Raw genomic sequence first — 15,129 nt, 5'->3', positions numbered from 1 at the left:
GGGTTTACGATCGGCTATTTTAACAGTGGGGCGAGGCCTCGCCAGACGTTGTTCAACAGCAGGGGTTGTGCTTCGGCGGTCGGATGCAGGTTGTCGGACTGGAACAGATGGGGTTCGGTTGCCACGCCCTCGAGCAGGAAGTCGACCAGCGCGGTCTTGCGGGTTTTCGCCACCTCGCCGAAAACCAGATGAAATTGCCGGGCGTAGGAACCATAATTGGGCGGGATGCGCTGGCCGACCAGCAGCACCTGCGCGTTCTTCTTCTGGGCGCTGGTGACGATGGCGGTCAGATTGTCGCGCAATTGTTCGACCGGCAGACCACGCAGGCCATCGTTGGCACCCAGGGCAATGATCACCACCTGTGGCGAGTACCTGGCCAGCGCTGCGTCGATGCGGGTACGGCCGCCGCTGGTGGTTTCTCCCGAAATGCTGGCATTGACGACGCTATAATCGAGCCTCTTTTGCTGCAGGCGTTTGGCGAGCAAGACGGGCCAGGCGGCGTCCTGGCGGATGCCGTAGCCCGCCGACAGCGAATCGCCGAAAACGAGAATGGTTTGTACCGCCTGTGCCGCCGGGGCGATCAACAGGAGTCCGGCGAGCAACAGGCTGCGGCAGTTTGGAATACGGGACATGGGTCGAGATGCATCGATGGTCGTTGAGGTGAGAGATCTCGCCAAACGGGTGGATAACGGAGGCGAGCCGTTAACCATTCTGCACGAGATTTCGTTCGCCGTCGCCCCCGGCGAGACGGTGGCGATCGTCGGTGCCTCCGGTTCCGGAAAATCCACCCTGCTGGGCCTGCTGGCCGGCCTCGACCTGCCGAGCAGCGGCTCGGTTGCGCTCGCGGGCGAGGATCTCGGCAGGCTCGACGAAGATGCACGGGCGGTACTGCGCGGTCGCCTGCTGGGCTTCGTCTTTCAGACCTTCCAGTTGCTGCCGTCGCTGAACGCCATCGAAAACGTGATGCTGCCGCTCGAACTCGCCGGCACCGCCAACGCCCGCGCCGAGGCCGAGCACTGGTTGCAGCGGGTCGGGCTGGCGCACCGCCTGCGGCATTATCCGAAACATCTCTCCGGCGGCGAGCAGCAGCGGGTGGCCCTGGCCCGTGCCTTTGCACCGAAGCCCCGGCTGGTGCTCGCCGACGAGCCGACCGGCAATCTCGATGCCGCCACCGGTCATCAGGTCATCGAGTTGATGTTTGCGATCAATGCCGAAAGCGGCACCACGCTGATTCTCGTCACCCATGACGAGGAAATTGCGGCGCGCTGTTGCCGCCGCTTGCGTATGCACGCCGGGCAACTGGAAGAGATTCGCTGAGCAGGATTTCGCGGGCCGCCGCGACACCGCTGCGGACCGCCGCTTCAAGCGTTGCCGGATACTCGGCGCAGACGTAGTCACCCGCCAGCCAGCAGCCGGCGAGATCGGTTCTGGCGCTGAGCCGGCGCAGATTGGGGCGGCAGCGGAAGGTTGCCCGCCGTTCGCGGATCACCTGGAACCAGAGCATTGCCGGCAACCGGCGATCGAGGGTGACGGCGAGTTGGTGATGCAGAAGGGCGGCCAGCGCGGCATTGTCGAGCGCTTCCCAGGCGCCATGGCCGCTGAGAACGAAGGCCATGACGCCGGCGGTGCCGCAAAGCGCACCGCGATCAAAAACCCACTGCCCGACCTGACCGCCAGCACGATCATAGAGCCCGAGCATCGGCAAGGGCAGGCGTACTTGCTGCGGATAGCCCCCATAGACGGTGCCGATCGGCTCGAAGGTATACTCGGCAAGCAGTTGCGCGCTGGCGATCGTTGCCTCGTGCCGGGCAAGCAAGGCCGCCGCGTGCTGCGGGCCGGCTGCTACGATCACGTGGTCGAAGGACTCGCCACGAATGCCGGGCCCGGTGTCAATCGCGTCGACACGGGCCGACAGATGGATTTCACCGCCACGCGCGCGAATGAAGTTCGCCGCGGCGGCCGGGAACAGCCGATCGAGGTCGGCTGCCGGCAGCAAGAGATCGGTTGCGGCACGCCCACTGCCGAGACTGTCGCGCAAGGTATTGACGAAAATCTGCGCCGAGGCCTGTGCCGGCGGGGTATTGAGCGCTGCCAGACAGAGTGGCTCCCAGAGGTGGCGGCGCAGGCTGCCGTGCTGGTGATGGCGATCGAGCAAGGTCGTCACCGTGCAGTCTTCGCCGATCCGGTAGGCCGCGACCTTGAGCCAGCGCATGAAGCGAACGGCGCTGATCTTTTCGCTCAGACGGACACCGCGCGCCGCCAGCAATCCGCACGCCAGATGCCATGGTGCGGGCAGGCGCGGCAGCCGCAGGTGAAAGGGAAGCGGCTGGCTGGCCGGGAAGCTCAGTTCAAGGGGCAGGCGCCTGAGCAGCCGCTCCGGATCGGCGCCGACTTCCTGCATCAGGCGCAGCGTTTCGCGATAGGCGCCGACCAGGATGTGCTGTCCGTTGTCGAGCTGCTGCCCTTGCACCTCGACGCTGCGGGCACGGCCCCCGAGTTGCTTCGCCGCTTCGAAGACCGTCACCCGGACACCGGCTTTTGCCAGTTCGACAGCGGCGGACAGGCCCGCCCAGCCGCCGCCGATGATCGCGGCTCTCATCCACGCACCCAGGTCCGCCAGGCGATCCAGAGCTTGCGCAGCGGCGTCAGCGAAGTGCGCTGCGTCAGGACCTGACAGCCATCCCGTTTGATTTCGTCCAGAAGGGTGCGATAGATCGCCGCCATCACCAGACCCGGACGCTGTGCCCGGCGGTCAGCCGTCGGCAGTTCGTCGATCGCCTGGACGTAATAACGCTCGGCGCGCTCGATCTGGAAGTCCATCAGGCGGCGGAAATTCTCTGAATGGCGAGACTTGAGGATATCGGCGGCGGTCACCCCGAAACGCTGCAGATCCTCGATCGGCAGGTAGATTCGGCCCATGCGCGCATCCTCGCCGACGTCGCGGATGATATTGGTGAGCTGAAAAGCGATGCCGAGATCGTGCGCATACTTCTGTGTCTTGCGATCCTGGTAGCCGAAGATTTCCGCGGCGAGCAGACCGACGACGCCAGCAACGCGATAACAATAGAGCGACAGCGCCTTGAAATCGAGGTAGCGCGACTGTTGCAGGTCCATCTCCATGCCATCGATGATTTCCTGCAATTGTTCCTCGGGCAGATGGAATTCGGCGCTCGCCGCCTGCAGTGCCTGGGTTACCGGATGCTGCGCCTGGCCGGCGCTGAAGCGAGCCAGCTCCTGTCGCCACCAGGCCAGCTTGGTCGCTGCAAGCTGCGGCTCCTGGCATTCATCGACGACATCGTCGACTTCCCGGCAGAAGGCATAGAGCGCCGTGATTGCACGCCGCCGGTTTGGCGGCAGGAAGAGAAAGCTGTAATAGAAGCTTGAGCCACTGCGGGCGGCTTTCTGTTGGCAATATTCGTCGGGGGTCATTCGCAATCTCGGGATCGGCACAGGGCCGCCATTCTCCCATGACTTACATGGCCAACGCGCGTCCGCCGATGCACAGCCAGTCACCGGCGCCGAGCACAGGGCGATGCCGGAAGACGTTGCCGCGGACGCGCTGAATCTTCTCCAGGATGCGTAGCCCCCCCTGTACCGTCACCCGTATCTCCCAGCCCATGCGGCCCGGCAGTTGCTGGACCAGCGATGCGCCCTCGCCCATCAGGCGACGCGTCCGTTCGACCTGGAAATCGAGCAGCGCTGCCCATGCCTCGCTCCAGCGCCCGCCAGCGATGTCTGATTCGGCAATGCCAAAGCGTTCAAGGTCGCCAAGCGGCAGATAGATGCGCTGCTTTTGCCAGTCGATCGCGATGTCCTGCCAGAAATTGACCAGTTGCAGAGCGGAGCAGATGCAGTCCGAACGGTGCAGGTTCGCCTCGTTGTCTTGCCCGACCAGGTGCAGCAGCAGCCGGCCCACCGGATTGGCGGAACGTCGGCAGTAGTCGAGGAGCTCCGGGTAATCCGCATAGCGCTTCTTGACGACATCCTGCGCAAACGCGTCGAGCAGGTCGCGCAGCAACTGCACGGGCAGATGCCACTCCCGGATGATCGTCGCCAACTCCGCGAAATCCTGCCCGGCCGGAGGTTCACCGCGCTCGATGGCGTCGAGTTCCTCCCGATACCCGGCGAGTCCCCGCAGGCGTACCTCGTCGCTGGCATCGCCCTCGTCGGCGAGGTCGTCGGCAGCGCGCGCGAAACGATAGATTGCCTCGACCGGCCGACGCAGGCGTCGCGGCAGCAGCAGCGAGGCAACCGGGAAGTTTTCGTAGTGGTCGACGGGCATCGGGGAGGGAATTGGCCTGGTCCGGCTTGACCGGAATCGCGGAGAGCTGACAGTATAGGATTGTCGCGGTTAGAATATCGACCTCATGCGATAAACAGCCGAGCGGCGGTCGCCGGCGAACGAGTGACCGACTGTGCAGCGCATGTACCCCTTGTCAGGGTTGGCCGTGCCCAGGTGGCGAAATTGGTAGACGCAGCAGGTTTAGGTCCTGCCGCCGCAAGGTGTGGGGGTTCGACTCCCTTCCTGGGCACCAAGAACAAGTACAAGTCCAAGGTAGTCCCAAAAGGCCAGAACTCCAAGCAACAGCAAGGATTCTGGCCTTTTCTTTGTCCACGTAAGCCCCAAGTCATCTATTGCAATCCCACGCTATACAGCACATCGTGTGCGCAGCGAAATCAGCCGAGCCTTCCGCTATGCGATCGCCACAGGCCGAGCCGAACTCGACCCCTGCCCGGACCTAAATGGCGCGATACCGGTTCCCAAGGCTGAGCTGGTGAGCAAGACCAAGAGCGAGCACCTTGTTCCGTTCACGTCTCAGGCTGTGTTGATCCTCCGCGAATTGCACGAACTGAGCGGGAATCGGCGACACGTTTTTCCCGGCCTCGATCCGCAAAATGCCATGAGCGAGGCGGCGATCAACGCGGCCTTGCGCTGGATGGGCTACGACACCAAGACCGAAATCACCGGGCACGGATTTCGCGCGATGGCGCGAACGATCCTGCACGAGGAGTTGCACATCAAGCCCGATGTCATCGGGCATCAGCTTGCACATCAGGCCCCTGATGCCCTGGGCACGGCCTACAACCGGACCAGGTTCCTGAAAGAGCGCCAGACCATGATGCAGCAGTGGGCCGACTACCTGGAGCGGCTGAAGGTGAGCGGTGCAGCCATACCGATCATCAGGGCCGCGTAGGGGGAGACAGCGGGCTATCTGCTATCGCACCTGAAGAAATCGGTAGCCTCATGCGTAGGTCTTGTAGAACGCCTCGGCGGTGAACTTCACGAACTCCTCGGTCTTCTCCTGACTGCGCGCGATGACCTGCCATGGTTCCAAACGAGCGATCTCCGTCTGCAAGTCCCTCGCCGTTTTGGCACTGCAACCAAGAATGTCCTGGACCGATCCCGCCGCTACGCCATCGCACTGGAAAATGTAAGCGAAACTGAGCAACTGCTGGAAGTTGAAGAATTTCTGCTGGTAGTCGTTGGGCGATTGGCTGGCGAAAAACACGACCACCCCTTTTGAACGCCCTTCGCGGATGATGCGCTGAAGGAACATGTTCTTCTGGCTGAGATAGTTGTGCGCTTCGTCGATGACCAGAATGGTCCGAATGGTGCGCCGACCTTCGGTGACCGGGCTGTCGGGCAGCGTTGCCATTTCCTTGTAGAGCCGCTCGATCACCAGATAGGCGACCAATTCCTTGAGCACCGGCATCGCATGCACGTCAATCAACATCGTGCGGTTCGCTACCCGGTCCATGGGCGCGGCCTCGTTGCCATGGCGCCAGAAGAGGTCGAAGTCGGAGAGGTCGCGCAGCACTTCGATCAGGCTGTCGTCTCTCTTGCCGTCTTCTTCATACGCCGCCGCGGCGACTTCAAGGACATCGGGAAAGTCCGGGTAGGGTGAAGCCGATCCAGTACGTTTGGCATAGGCGGCGCGTATCGCTTCGGTCAATGCCCCTTTTTGTACGGGGCCGAGCTTACTGTTGATCGACGCAAAACTCTCGGCCTTCTCGCGCGCCGAGACATTGATGGTCTGCTCGTCGTAGGCCGGCAAGATGAAAGGATTGATGGGCAGGTTCTGCCCGCCTTGTAGCAACCGGAAGGGCTGCACTCGCGCCACTTCGAGAAAGCGGGCGTTGTCCACCACGTCGCCCTTGTAGTCGAAGTAGATGAAGTGGGTCTGGTAATTCGACTGGATGCGGATGTCGGCGAGTATCTTGAGCAGAAATTGCGTCTTGCCGACTCCGGGCATGCCCATGATGGCCAGGTGCGAGTTGGCATGCCTGGTCGTGTTGTTCAGTTCCATGACCAACTCGGTTCGCTGCAACAGCGTCCGACCGATGAAGATGTCCAGGCCACTACCCAAATGCTCGCGGCGTCCGGCGAATTCCACTTCGTCCAGCAGCCGCCGAATCAGCGCCTCGCCACTGCGGCCGGCTTCCTCAAACAATCTCGCCAACCAGGCCGCGCCGCTGTCAATATGGTTCTTGATGACCGAGCGGTTGGAGAAGAACTCGTCCTCGCTGAAGTCGCGCTTGCCGTAGGTCTGTGCGACCAGGGTACGCAGAAATACCTCGTCCTCGCCGACGAAGGTCGGCCGCTTCATCTCGCCGCCGCTGAAACTCGGACTGGGTGCAACGCCTGCGCCGTCCTTGACCAGCGAAAGTGCGAAGGCGATCCGCGCCAGCGTCGCTTTCTCCAGCTTCGTTTCAAAACGCAGCGCACTCAGGACCTCATCGGCCTCGCTTGAGGTGTAAAGGCGGTCAGCCATGGCGGGTCTCCCAGAAATACCCTTGCCGGAACGTCGTCAGCTCTTGCCTCTGATCAAATTCAAGACACGCCGCGCCGCTGAGGCGAGGCTTGAGGGATCGGTAGTAGCTGGTATCGATCTCCGTGTCGGTCGAAAGGATCACCACCTGCTCGCCGGCATTCGGGAAGTAGTGGTTGACGATGTTGTCGCGATGCGTGCTGTCGAGGCGCGATAGGGGGGTGTCGATGATGATCGGCAGCTTGAGTTCGCTGGTCTGCGCCAGCCCCCACAGCAGCGAAATCGCAAACACTTCCTTTTCGCCAGCCGCCATCGACGACTTGCGAATCTCGTGTCCGTTGCGGTCGGTGATCCGGACCTCGTAGGTCTTGTCGTCGATGGTGATGTCCTTGATCAGGCCGCTGCGGCTGGAAAGAAGCCGGTACATCTCGAAGGTCTTCTCCTGCAGCACATGCACCTTGCTCTTGCGCAGGCGGACAATGAACTGGTTCAGCACGCTGGCGATGGCATCGCACTCCTCGATGAAGTCGACCTTTTCCTTCGAGACGTTGTGCTTCTCGTAGAGCTTCTCGATCTCCACCTCGATGGCGGCAATGCGCTTGTCGAGGGTCAGAACATCTTCCTCGACCAATCGCAGTTGTTCGGTCTTCCGCCCGATCTGCGTCGAACAGCTCTCCATCACCGATTGCAATTCGTCGAACAGGTCACGTTCGGTGGGTGACAACGCACCCACCTGGCCAACGACACCTTCCAGTTGCCGGAGCTGCACCTTGAGACTGTCGGCTTCTTCCAGCAATGGCTTGAGCAGGAAGACATCGCTGTTTTCCAGGGCTTCCATACGGTTCAGGACCCGCGCCGCGTCGCGATCGGATAGGTCGAGAACCTTCGTCACCTCCGCATTGTGGTCGCCTTCCTTGAGCATGCGGAAGATGCGCCGTTCCAGCTCGGCCATGCGCTCGGCCGACAATTTCTCCCGGTAGATGGGTTCTGGTTCCTCGACCACGCGCACGATGCGCTTCGCCAGCAAGGCGGCGTTCTCCTTGATCGCCTCACCGCTGGCCGATTCGCGCTCGGCTTCAATCTGCCGCCGGATGCCGCCAAACAGCTTGCCCGCAATGCTGAATGGCAAGGCTTTTTCGCAGAGGTTGCGAATCTCGCTGTCCACCTGCGCCAGCCGGTTGGCCGCGAGCACGCGCTTCTTCTCCTGCTCGCGCATCGCCTCGCGCGATTCTGGCGCGGCGTGGAAGGACGCCTCGAAGCGCTTCCTGGCATCGCCCAGTTGCGCCTTGAAGCCGTCCAGTTCGGCGCGCAAGCCGTCTCGCTCCTGATGTTTGCGCACCCGCTTGCTCTTCTCGCGCTTCAGTTCGCTCTGCTTGAATTCCAGATCTGCGTCGGAAATCTCGACAAAACCTTGCCGTTCCTGCTGCTTGATATAGACGATGTCGCTGGCCAGCCGGTTGATGTACTGGATGCCCAGCGCGGCCTCCAGCGATGATTTCAGGCGGACCTCCGAATGATCGTCGGCGGCAATCTGCTGAATCTTCTCGCCGTCGAAGAAGAAGAACTGCGTGATGCCCGGCGGGATCGCCGCGCGGATGAAGTCCTGCCAGATTTCCTGGTTTTGCACCGACACGCGCTTGCCGTCGCGCACGACCACCAGCCGTTCAGTCAGATCGCGCGCCCGCGGCTCGCTGACCGCGCCGGCCGTCCAGGAGCGCTTGACCACCAGCTCCGAAGCGTCATCCATCTCGATGACGATCTCGAACGCCACGTTGGCATTGCCCTTGGCTTTCTCGCGCCGGTTGATGTTGCGGTAAATGTCGTCGACCTTGCCACCATACAGGCAGAACGTCACTGCCTCCATGATCGAGGTCTTGCCCGCGCCGTTCATGCCGCCGATCAGGAAGATGCTGCGACCATCGTCGCCGATCGGGAAAACGATCTCCGTCGGGAACTGGAAGGACTTGTAATTTTCGAGGGTGAGCTTGCGGAATTTCATCGGGGGCTCTCCATCAGCACCCAAATCCCGTAAGGTGAATCGGCGCGCAGGGTGCCGTCCTGAGTCATTTGATACCTCACCCACTGGGCCTTTTCCAGTCGCTCGATGGTCTTCGCGATCTCGCGCAGTTGCGCCTCACGTTCGACAACGCCGGAGTCGCAGGCGCCGGAATCGAGTTCGTCGATCACCTTTCGGCACAGTTCGACCAGCAGGCCCGGGTCCTTGACGAAACAATCCCTGTCCACACCGTCGTTCATGCCCGGTGTTCCGTTTTGGTGGCCGGCTTGCTCTTCAGAATCTCGCGCAGCGCGTCATACACCCCGGTTCGCCGGTCCTTGAATTCGTAGTCGCGCACGGCATCGAGCAGCTTTCGCACCTTGTCGGCGCTCACGCCATGCTGCTCGCACAAATCCGCCAGCAGCCGGCCGTCGTCGGGCGTCATGTTCATGGTTTCTTTTTGCCTCGTTCGCTGTTCGTCAATTGCCTGGCCATCCGGTCGAAGTCGCTGACGGCCTGCGATTGCTCGGCGATCCGCCGCCGGTGATATTGCTCGTATTCGGCCTCGGCTCGCTGCTGCGCCATCTCGTGCGAGATTTTTCCGGCGTGGGTCAGGATGTCGCGGTCGTTGATGTTCAGGAAACCGTCGAGCTTCCTGATCCAGTCGCGCATGTGCATGGGGATGCGGCGCATCGCCTGGCCTTCGGCGAAGATCAGATATTGTTCGGCCAGGTTGTTCAGGGCGCGCAGTTCGTCTTCCGCCAGATAGTTCTTGGCGATACCGACATCCTGCTTGCGTACCCTGGCGCCGCGCCAGGTAGTCAGGCCCATGTGAGGCTTGTCGGCATCGGCGCGCGCATGCACGATCTCGGCGGCGGTCTGGCCGGCGATCGCCCAGTGCATCTTGTTCTGCACGGTCTTGAAGAAGGTCAGGCTGATCTCCAGCGTCGGGTCGTAGTCGATGCTGGTCGCGTAGATGTCGGTGATCTTCTGGTAGAAACGCCGCTCCGAGGTGCGGATGTCCTGGATGCGGCGGGTCAGCTCTTCGAAGTAGTCGAAGGGCTGCTGCGGGTTCTTCAGCCGTTCGTCGTCGAGCGTAAAACCCTTGACGATGTATTCCTTGAGGCGTTGCGTCGCCCAGATGCGAAAGCGCGTCGCGACATGGCTCTTCACCCGGTAGCCGACCGAGATGATCATGTCGAGGTTGTAGTGATCGAGTTGGCGGCGCACCGCCCGGCTGCCTTCCTGGCGAACCGTTAAGAATTTCTTAATGGTTGTCTCGGGCTGAAGCTCGCCCTCCTCGTATACATTCCGAATGTGCATGCTGATATTCGGCACCGAGGTCTGAAACAGCTCGGCGATGAGGGCTTGTGACAACCAGACGGTTTCATCGGCCAGCCGAACATCGATCTTGACGCGGCGATCCTCGGCCTCATAGACGAGAAATTGGCCCTTGCCGGGTGCGGACGGTTCGGGAATCAGCTCGCTCATGGCTGGATCGCAGCCTCGATGAGTTGTTCGACGCGGGTCTTGGCTTGTTCGAGCAGCCCGTGCGATTCCTGTTGTTTCGCCAGACTTTCGCGCAGCAAATCGCCTATGGCTTTCTGCTTGTCGGCGTCGAGCAGGGGAACGACAAAGCGGTCAATATCGCTTGGATAGAGTTCGGCCTGGGCGCTGCCACGTGCATGCTGCTGCGTCTGAAACTGCCCTACGATGGACTGGAAAACAAGGGCCATATAGGCCGCGTCGATACCCGGTTGCAGCCGAAGAATATTGACGTGGTTGCTGGCCATGGCCGGCGCGTCGCTCAGATAGACATTGGTCCGCCCGATATACGCGCCAGTTGTGTAAATCAGCAGATCGTCTTTCTTTATGTGTGCTTCAGGAGCCGCAGCAAACGATTTTGCGCTGGTTTTCTCCAACCCATCGTAGTCGATGTGCTTCGGCCCAAGGTGCTGGCTATTGACGACGTCGACATCGCCATTTCGCAAATAGATCGGTTGCAGGCCGCGCCGGTTGAGGCTGCGAATGTCTCGTACCCGCGCTGACGAAAATGCTGAGAGGTGCTCGATCAGTTGTTTGAAGCGCGGCCGATAGTACTGTGCATCTGAGCGATGCGAGGCTTCCAAGTCGCTAAATTGTGCGACGTAACCCACCGGGTTCTGGTACGTCAGCTTGTCTAGCCCAAGCTCAGTTTCGAGAGCAGCCTGCGCGTCTTGAAAAAGACGATGGGCACATTGTGCTCGTCCCGTGCCGCCAAGCACCAGTGCCGATACCTCAGCCATTTCGTGATGTTCCGGGACAAAGAGCTTCAGTCTTCGTATGTCTTCTAAATGGAGATGCGGTTGGGCAACGCCTTTCAACTCGCGTCGGATCTGGGAATGGCCGTATTTTGAGTTCAGAAAGGCAGCAACGTAGTGCGGCTCGACTCCGTCGACCCGAAGTAGTGCAACGCCTTCGTAGATATTCCAGTCCCCCTTCTTGATTGACGCCGGTACTACCGCACACGATCCGATTCGACCGGATTTCGACATAAGAATGTCGCCTGCATCGGGTTGGCAATGGCGCAGGCGTAAATGCTCTGCCTCAGAAATGAATTTCTCGATGTCCGGAGAAACAATGAACGGGTCAATATCACTTGACGAGAGAAATGGGACGCCCTGCGGCACATACTTTGGTGTTACGTGCGTACCATCAGTCAGATACCCAAGATGTCGCGTTAATGGGACCGATTTGACTGCCTCCAGTCGCGCAGAAACTTCGAGATAGTGCGGCCGGTAATAGTCGGCTTCTATACGTTGAGCATGCCCTAGTTCGGAAACATCGACAGTGCTCCAGACCGCCATTACTCGCCCCTCCAGAAGCGAAACTTCTGCGCCTGAGCGAAGCGAACGAATGCCTCCGCCACACACAATTGTTCGTCGGGAATCCTGGCCGCATCGGCCAGGTCTTCAGCGCGCAAGTCGTAATTGACCAGATCCTGATCGACGATCAGTTGCCCTTCCTGCGGATGACCATCGGGGAATTCGACGAGGCTGCCTTGCTCATCCAGCAGGTGTTTGTAGTCCCCGGAATTGTCCTTGCCGCCGCGCTCGCTGACCGCCATGAAGATCGGGTAGTCGAGTTGCTTGGCGACTTCGGCGGCGATCCAGCGTTCCTTGAGCGTGCCGATCAGTTCATCATCGGCCAGCAGCAATTGCAGCCGTCCGCGATTGCTGAGCAGTTGCAGCGCCTTCTCGGCGTGCGGAATCTGTTTCTCCAGCCCCTTGATCTCGACCTTGATGACTCGCTGCTGCGCTTTCTGCACTTCCTTCATCTCCTGGACGCTGATTCGATAGCGCTGGCGGACTTCCTGGATCTGGTGGCGGAGCGCGCTCTTTTCGCCGCTCCATTGCGTCGTGCAGGCGTCGATTTCCTGCGACTGCTTGAGCGCGAGCGCTTCGAGATCGCTGTCGAGGTTGATCAGCCGCTGCCTGGCCTTGACGAGCGCGGCCTTGAGGGCGTGCAGCCTTTCTTCGGCGGCGGCGATGCGGTCCTGGTCGGCAGTGTCCACCTCCTCGTAGCCGCCTTCGCCGTTTTCCTCGTCCCCGTTGCCGTTGGCCGCTTCGTCCGCTTCCGGCTCGCCGAAGGTTTCGGCGATCAGGTCGGCCACCGCTTCGGGGATGGTTTCATCGGGCACGTCGACCGCCGCATCATGGGCCGCCAGCAGCGCCTTGATCTGCGCTTCGTAATCCGGGCAGGCGCCGGCGACCTGATCATGGACCTGCGCAATCCGGGCGAGCTGTTCCGGCGTGTATTTCTGGACGAACAGCACCGAGGTCTTGGTGCCGGTATGCGGCTTGAAGGTGTTCGGGTGCAGGCCGACGACCGCCAGCAGCCGCGCCTTCTTGAGAATCCACTCGCGGATGAAGGCCAGCGAGGAATTGTTGAACTTGCCCTGCGGCAGGACGACGGCGGCACGCCCACCGGGCTTGAGCATTTTCAGGATACGTTCGATGAAGAGCACGTCGCGCTCTTCCTTCGGCGCCTTGTCGTCGCCGGCGCGCTTGAGCGCCGGCTTGGCCAACTCATAGTGCGCGAGCATCTTGCGGTCCTTCATCTCGCCGGCGAACGGTGGATTGGCGAGGATCACGTCGAACTTCAGCTCGTCGAAATATTCCCAGGCCTTGTCGTCGTCCTTGAGGGTTTCGCCTTCGGGAATTTTCGTGGCGGTCAGCCTGGCCTGGCGGAGGCCCTGCATCAGCGCCTGGCCGGAAGCGTTTTCGTACCAGGTGCGCGGGTCGAGGCTGCTGACATCAGGCCCGAAGATGTTGGTGTGTCCGTCGCCGGCAATCAGCATCAGGGCACGCGAAGTCTTGGCGGCGCGCTGTTCAAAGTCGATGCCCCACAGGTACCTGGACGCGTACCTGTGCTTGCGCAGCTCGCGCTGGTCATTGTCCCTGGCGGGGTAGCACCAGTCCATGGCGTGCAGCAGAAAACCGCCTGACCCACACGACGGGTCCATGACATATTCGGTACGCCTCGGGTTGAGCATGCGCACGCACATTTCAACGACATGGCGCGGGGTGAAAAACTGCCCCTTTTTCTTCTTGGCCTCGGTTGGCAGCAGGTATTCGAAGGCATCGTCCATGATGCGCAGGTTCGATCCGAGCAGGCGCACGCCCTCGATGGGGCCAACGCACACCTGCAGGTGGCGGTTCGCCAACTCGATGTCCTCGCCTTCCTTGAAGATGCCGGGCCATTCTTCGCAAGCTTTGTGAAACAGGTTGTTGATGCGATCGTAAGTGATCACGGGGTCGATGGCCTTGCGAAACTCGACGACCTTGTTTGCGCGATGCTCCAGCGCCTCCTTCTCGTCCCAGATTTTGGCGAAGATCAGCTTGAAGATTTCGTTGAACTCGTCCTTGCCGCTGTCGGCCAGGACCAGCTCTTCCAGATCCTGAATGATCTTCTTGAAGTTGAAGTCCTTCTTGAGCTGCAGGAGCGTCTTGCTGGCTTCGAGCACATCCTTTGGCGCTTGGCCGCGCTTCGGGATGTCAAACAGCGTGTCGTCGAACTGCGCCGGATAGGGGCGATACAGAATGATACTGTCGGCCCCGTTGGACCATACTGCGACCGGCGCGCCCTTGGCGTTCATGTAGCTCTTGAGCTGCTCGATGCCGTCCTTGCGCTTGGGTTTCTTGCACTCGACGATGATCTTCGGCGTGAGCTTGGTCGCGTCGATATAGACGATGATATCGGCGGCCTTGGTGCCGATCTCGGTGCCGAATTGAACGCCTTTTTCCAGGTCGATTTCGTCAGCATGGTAGCCGTATTGGTGCATCAGCTTGTACACCCAAAGCTGCCTGACGATCTCCTCGGGTGCCGACTTTCCGCCCTCGGCATGGACCTGCACTTCCTCGTTGCCGGTCGAGAACGGGATCAAGCTCTTGAGGTAGTACCTGGTCTTGCCGGCATCCTTGCCAGTCGTGGCGGCCTTCGGGTAGACGAAGAGGATCTCGTGGATGGGCTTGCCGAGGTTCTCGAACTCCGTCAGTTCAAACTGGACGCCGGGTTCCTTGAAGATCCGGTCGATGACTTCCTTGGTGTTCATGCGTCTTTCTTGGTTCTTGGCGATTTTGTCTCGTCGGCTGCGCGAGACTGCTTGCTGTAGATGGGTGCAGGTTGTTCGGCAAGGGCGACGCTGTTCCGCCCGCAATACTCGCGGATCATCACTTCCACCATGTTGGCGATGCTGCGGTGTTCCTGTTCGGCGGCGGCGCGCAGTGCTTCCTTCAGACCGGGTTCGATGCGAAGACTCAAGATGGCTGTCTTGCCGGGAGCCATGGTTTCTCCTTGTGTGGCGCTTGTACTGCGGAAGTACGGTAATGTACCGGAAAGTCCGGCACAATCCAAATTCATGACATGTTCGGTCCCATGGAAGTGAGACATGACCAGCCACTACTCGACCCGCGATTTCTTCCGACAGATGCCGAATCCACGATTAGAGCGCTGCTTCTCGGCAGGCGAGCTGTTGCAGGAGTTTGATTTCGCGGCGATCGAGGAAACGCAGAGCACATCCTCAAGTGCGGGGATTTGCTGGCTGACCCCGCCGACAAGCGCATGTACGACCTGTGCGCGCTCCGCCGGCACGAATTCGCCTTCACGTTGACGCCGGACAGCGGCATCGAATCGGTGGCGGTCAGCCGTTTGCGGGTGTGAATGAAAGTGTTGGACGAGTCCCTACGCCGATAATGGTCAGCAACTTTGCCAAATTGGCGAGGAGTCTGCGGTAGAGTAGCGTTCCCATCCCCGGAGAGAAGCCATGCCCCTCATTTCCTGCGACGAAGCTTTCGATACGAGAGTCTTGGCGGCCCGCCTGGC

13 protein-coding genes, 1 tRNA gene and 1 pseudogene are annotated in these 15,129 nt (G+C 60.8%); 3 read left to right on the top strand and 12 right to left on the bottom strand.

Annotated elements, in window-relative coordinates:
* Positions 1 to 14 precede the first annotated feature (14 nt).
* Entirely contained in the window at positions 15 to 632 is a 618-nt protein-coding gene (locus AW06_RS09490; RefSeq protein WP_034949100.1) for an arylesterase, read from the bottom strand.
* On the opposite strand from AW06_RS09490, the gene AW06_RS09485 reads away from it, so the two are divergent.
* Entirely contained in the window at positions 631 to 1,317 is a 687-nt protein-coding gene (locus tag AW06_RS09485; protein WP_034949098.1) for an ATP-binding cassette domain-containing protein, read from the top strand. The two genes, AW06_RS09490 and AW06_RS09485, sit on opposite strands and share 2 nt — an antisense overlap.
* Here the strand turns inward: AW06_RS09485 and hpnE are convergent.
* The 3 genes from hpnE to hpnC are packed head-to-tail and all read right to left on the bottom strand — an operon-like array spanning position 1,238 to position 4,282.
* Entirely contained in the window at positions 1,238 to 2,599 is a 1,362-nt protein-coding gene (gene hpnE, locus AW06_RS09480; RefSeq protein WP_034949096.1) for a hydroxysqualene dehydroxylase HpnE, read from the bottom strand. The genes AW06_RS09485 and hpnE overlap by 80 nt on opposite strands.
* Positions 2,596 to 3,429, bottom strand: a complete 834-nt coding sequence (gene hpnD / locus AW06_RS09475; RefSeq protein WP_034949094.1) for a presqualene diphosphate synthase HpnD — start codon at positions 3,427 to 3,429, stop codon at positions 2,596 to 2,598. Before hpnD ends, hpnE begins: the two co-directional genes overlap by 4 nt.
* Before the next feature lie 43 nt (positions 3,430 to 3,472).
* Entirely contained in the window at positions 3,473 to 4,282 is an 810-nt protein-coding gene (gene hpnC, locus AW06_RS09470; protein ID WP_034949092.1) for a squalene synthase HpnC, read from the bottom strand.
* A gap of 168 nt (positions 4,283 to 4,450) precedes the next feature.
* Here hpnC and AW06_RS09465 point away from each other — a divergent pair.
* A tRNA-Leu gene (locus AW06_RS09465) sits at positions 4,451 to 4,535 on the top strand.
* A 111-nt stretch (positions 4,536 to 4,646) separates the two neighbouring features.
* Positions 4,647 to 5,195: pseudogene (locus AW06_RS09460) on the top strand (tyrosine-type recombinase/integrase); the annotation flags it as partial.
* A gap of 48 nt (positions 5,196 to 5,243) precedes the next feature.
* Here AW06_RS09460 and AW06_RS09455 read toward each other — a convergent pair.
* The 8 genes from AW06_RS09455 to AW06_RS09420 are packed head-to-tail and all read right to left on the bottom strand — an operon-like array spanning position 5,244 to position 14,592.
* A complete protein-coding gene (locus AW06_RS09455; protein WP_034949090.1) occupies positions 5,244 to 6,773 on the bottom strand; it encodes a DndE family protein in 1,530 nt (509 codons plus the stop codon).
* Positions 6,766 to 8,769, bottom strand: coding sequence for a DNA sulfur modification protein DndD (dndD, locus tag AW06_RS09450; protein ID WP_034949089.1), 2,004 nt, complete (start codon positions 8,767 to 8,769; stop codon positions 6,766 to 6,768). The genes AW06_RS09455 and dndD overlap by 8 nt, the downstream gene beginning before the upstream one ends.
* On the bottom strand, positions 8,766 to 9,026 hold the full coding sequence (locus AW06_RS09445) for a hypothetical protein (RefSeq protein ID WP_034949088.1): 261 nt from the start codon (positions 9,024 to 9,026) through the stop codon (positions 8,766 to 8,768). The genes dndD and AW06_RS09445 overlap by 4 nt, the downstream gene beginning before the upstream one ends.
* The gene (locus tag AW06_RS09440; protein WP_034949086.1) at positions 9,023 to 9,217 is read right to left on the bottom strand and encodes a DNA modification system-associated small protein; all 195 of its coding nucleotides are present in this window, start codon (positions 9,215 to 9,217) and stop codon (positions 9,023 to 9,025) included. Before AW06_RS09440 ends, AW06_RS09445 begins: the two co-directional genes overlap by 4 nt.
* Positions 9,214 to 10,257: a virulence RhuM family protein gene (locus AW06_RS09435; RefSeq protein WP_273704560.1), complete on the bottom strand. Its 1,044-nt coding sequence runs from the start codon at positions 10,255 to 10,257 to the stop codon at positions 9,214 to 9,216. The genes AW06_RS09440 and AW06_RS09435 overlap by 4 nt, the downstream gene beginning before the upstream one ends.
* Positions 10,254 to 11,612 (bottom strand): hypothetical protein, encoded by a 1,359-nt coding sequence (locus tag AW06_RS09430; RefSeq protein ID WP_273704559.1) that lies wholly within the window; start codon positions 11,610 to 11,612, stop codon positions 10,254 to 10,256. Before AW06_RS09430 ends, AW06_RS09435 begins: the two co-directional genes overlap by 4 nt.
* Entirely contained in the window at positions 11,612 to 14,359 is a 2,748-nt protein-coding gene (locus AW06_RS09425) for an N-6 DNA methylase (protein WP_034949082.1), read from the bottom strand. Before AW06_RS09425 ends, AW06_RS09430 begins: the two co-directional genes overlap by 1 nt.
* The gene (locus tag AW06_RS09420) at positions 14,356 to 14,592 is read right to left on the bottom strand and encodes a hypothetical protein (protein ID WP_034949080.1); all 237 of its coding nucleotides are present in this window, start codon (positions 14,590 to 14,592) and stop codon (positions 14,356 to 14,358) included. Before AW06_RS09420 ends, AW06_RS09425 begins: the two co-directional genes overlap by 4 nt.
* Positions 14,593 to 15,129 lie beyond the last annotated feature (537 nt).

It is taken from the genome of Candidatus Accumulibacter cognatus (genome assembly GCF_000584975.1).
Classification (GTDB): domain Bacteria; phylum Pseudomonadota; class Gammaproteobacteria; order Burkholderiales; family Rhodocyclaceae; genus Accumulibacter; species Accumulibacter cognatus.
Note: the sequence above shows the minus strand (reverse complement) of the source record. Positions and strands in the feature narration are given on the sequence as shown.

Excerpts from the sequence above, each read along its gene's own strand:
- AW06_RS09435 (WP_273704560.1), bottom strand. The coding sequence starts at position 10,257 with ATGAGCGAGCTGATTCCCGAACCGTCCGCACCCGGCAAGGGCCAATTT.
- AW06_RS09430 (WP_273704559.1), bottom strand. The coding sequence starts at position 11,612 with ATGGCGGTCTGGAGCACTGTCGATGTTTCCGAACTAGGGCATGCTCAA.
- AW06_RS09425 (WP_034949082.1), bottom strand. The coding sequence starts at position 14,359 with ATGAACACCAAGGAAGTCATCGACCGGATCTTCAAGGAACCCGGCGTC.
- AW06_RS09445 (WP_034949088.1), bottom strand. The coding sequence starts at position 9,026 with ATGAACGACGGTGTGGACAGGGATTGTTTCGTCAAGGACCCGGGCCTG.
- AW06_RS09440 (WP_034949086.1), bottom strand. The coding sequence starts at position 9,217 with ATGAACATGACGCCCGACGACGGCCGGCTGCTGGCGGATTTGTGCGAG.
- AW06_RS09455 (WP_034949090.1), bottom strand. The coding sequence starts at position 6,773 with ATGGCTGACCGCCTTTACACCTCAAGCGAGGCCGATGAGGTCCTGAGT.
- AW06_RS09490 (WP_034949100.1), bottom strand. The coding sequence starts at position 632 with ATGTCCCGTATTCCAAACTGCCGCAGCCTGTTGCTCGCCGGACTCCTG.
- AW06_RS09420 (WP_034949080.1), bottom strand. The coding sequence starts at position 14,592 with ATGGCTCCCGGCAAGACAGCCATCTTGAGTCTTCGCATCGAACCCGGT.
- hpnC (WP_034949092.1), bottom strand. The coding sequence starts at position 4,282 with ATGCCCGTCGACCACTACGAAAACTTCCCGGTTGCCTCGCTGCTGCTG.
- hpnE (WP_034949096.1), bottom strand. The coding sequence starts at position 2,599 with ATGAGAGCCGCGATCATCGGCGGCGGCTGGGCGGGCCTGTCCGCCGCT.
- hpnD (WP_034949094.1), bottom strand. The coding sequence starts at position 3,429 with ATGACCCCCGACGAATATTGCCAACAGAAAGCCGCCCGCAGTGGCTCA.
- AW06_RS09485 (WP_034949098.1), top strand. The coding sequence starts at position 631 with ATGGGTCGAGATGCATCGATGGTCGTTGAGGTGAGAGATCTCGCCAAA.
- dndD (WP_034949089.1), bottom strand. The coding sequence starts at position 8,769 with ATGAAATTCCGCAAGCTCACCCTCGAAAATTACAAGTCCTTCCAGTTC.